The 1,853-nt window shown below is 71.8% G+C and carries 2 protein-coding genes; both read right to left on the reverse strand.

Features of this window, described 5'->3' with window-relative positions:
• Positions 1 to 140: 140 nt before the first annotated feature.
• Positions 141 to 581 carry a helix-turn-helix transcriptional regulator gene (locus AB0B48_RS32975; RefSeq protein ID WP_030332087.1) on the reverse strand — a complete coding sequence of 147 codons (441 nt, stop codon included), beginning with the start codon at positions 579 to 581 and terminating at the stop codon, positions 141 to 143.
• A gap of 30 nt (positions 582 to 611) precedes the next feature.
• Positions 612 to 1,796, reverse strand: coding sequence for a molecular chaperone DnaJ (dnaJ, locus tag AB0B48_RS32980; RefSeq protein WP_357208537.1), 1,185 nt, complete (start codon positions 1,794 to 1,796; stop codon positions 612 to 614).
• Positions 1,797 to 1,853 lie beyond the last annotated feature (57 nt).

A 1,853-nucleotide genomic window follows, 5' to 3' on the forward strand; every position in this document is an offset into this window, starting at 1 on the left:
ATATCAACCCTCCTATCTTTACACTCTTCCCCTCCCCCCCGCTCTGCCGATCTTAGCGACTGGCAACCCCACGCGGCCCGCCCCGCGCCGGGAATCCGGCGCGGTCCGGGCCGAGAAGACAGATCCGGGTGAGCGGCAGCTCAGCGATCGGGCGTACGGCGGGGGCGCCACACGACCAGGGCGGTGGACGTGCGGTTCGTCGGCACCAGATCCCGGCCCGGGAAGCGGGCCAGCGACTCCAGCTCCGCCACCCGGCGGTACGCGGCGTCCAGCTCAGCCTCCAGCCGGGCCACCCGCTGCTGCGCCTGCTCCAGCAGCCGCTCCAGCCCAATGATCCGCTTGACGCCGGCCAGGTTGATCCCGTCGTCCTGACTGAGCCGCTGCACCTCGCGCAACAGCACGACGTCGCGGACGCTGTAGCGACGCCCGCCACCAGCGGCTCGGCCGGGCTGCACGAGCCCCAGTCGGTCGTACTGGCGCAGGGTCTGCGGATGCATCCCCGCCATCCGAGCCGCCACCGAGATCATCAACACCTTGGCCTCGTAGGCAGGGTCGCCCGAACCGAGGAACTCGCCCGACATCCCGCTCACCTCCGCGTCCGTTCCACCGGACTAACTGACTCGACGCACCCGCGCGTCGAGATGTTCCCGGGCCGCCGGCGGGGTCTGCTCGGCGAACGACTCCAGCGCCGTGCGCGCCTCGTCGGACAACCGGGCCGGCACCACCACGTCCAGCGTGACCAGCAGGTCGCCGGCCTGCCCGTCGCGGCGGACCACACCCTTGCCCCGGGCCCGCAGCACCCGACCGCTCGGCGTCCCCGGCGGCACCCGCAGGGTCACCGCCCCGTCGAGCGTGGGCACCCGCAGGTCCGTGCCGAGCACGGCCTCCGCGAAGGTGACCGGCACGGTCAGCGTCAGGTCGTCCCCGGTACGCCCGAACAGCTCGTCCGGCCGAACCTTGACCTGTACGAAGAGGTCACCCGCCGGGCCACCGCGCTCGCCCGGCTCACCGCGCCCGGCCAGCCGGATGCGTTGACCGTCGGCCACACCGGCGGGAAAGCGCACGTTCATGGTGCGGGTCTTTGTGACACCGCCGCTGCCGTGGCACTCCGGGCACTTCTCCTCGACCACCGTGCCGACGCCCTGGCAGTTGCGGCACGGCTCGGAGAAGCTGAACGACCCCTGGTCGCGGGTGGTCACGCCGGCACCATGACAGACCGGGCAGGTACGCGGCTGGGTGCCGGGTTTCGCCCCGTTGCCGTGGCAGGTGTCGCAGACTCCCGGCGCGCGCAACGTCAGGGGCAGCGTCACCCCGCGCACCGCGTCGCCGAAGTCCAGCGCCACCTCGGTCTCCACGTTTCGACCACGGGCCGGACCGCGTGGCGCGGCCTGCCCACCGGCCTGACCTCCGCTGAAGATCGAGCTGAACAGGTCCTGAAAGCCGGCGCCACCGAAGCGACGATCGCCGCCGCCGGCGCCGCCACCGAACATGTCGGAGACGTCGAACGGCATGCCGCCCGGCTGACCGCCACCCCTGGCGTTGCGCCGGAACGCGCCCGAGCCGAAGAGGGAACGCATCTCGTCGTACTCGCGACGGCGGCCGCTGTCCGACAGCACGTTGTACGCCTCGGACGCGGCCTTGAATCGCTCCTCGGCCTTCGGGTCGCCCGGGTTGTGGTCCGGGTGCGACTCCCGGGCCACCTTGCGGTACGCCTTCTTGATGTCATCCGCGGAGGCGGCCTTGTCCACGCCGAGCACGGCGTAGAAGTCCTTCTCGATCCAGTCCTTCGAACTCACCGGTCCACCTCCTTCCGACCCTGGTGGCCCGGCCGTCCCACCCACCGCTGGGCGGTG

It is taken from the genome of Micromonospora sp. NPDC049089 (assembly GCF_040648775.1).
Lineage (GTDB): Bacteria > Actinomycetota > Actinomycetes > Mycobacteriales > Micromonosporaceae > Micromonospora.

Excerpts from the sequence above, each read along its gene's own strand:
- AB0B48_RS32975 (WP_030332087.1), bottom strand. The coding sequence starts at position 581 with ATGTCGGGCGAGTTCCTCGGTTCGGGCGACCCTGCCTACGAGGCCAAG.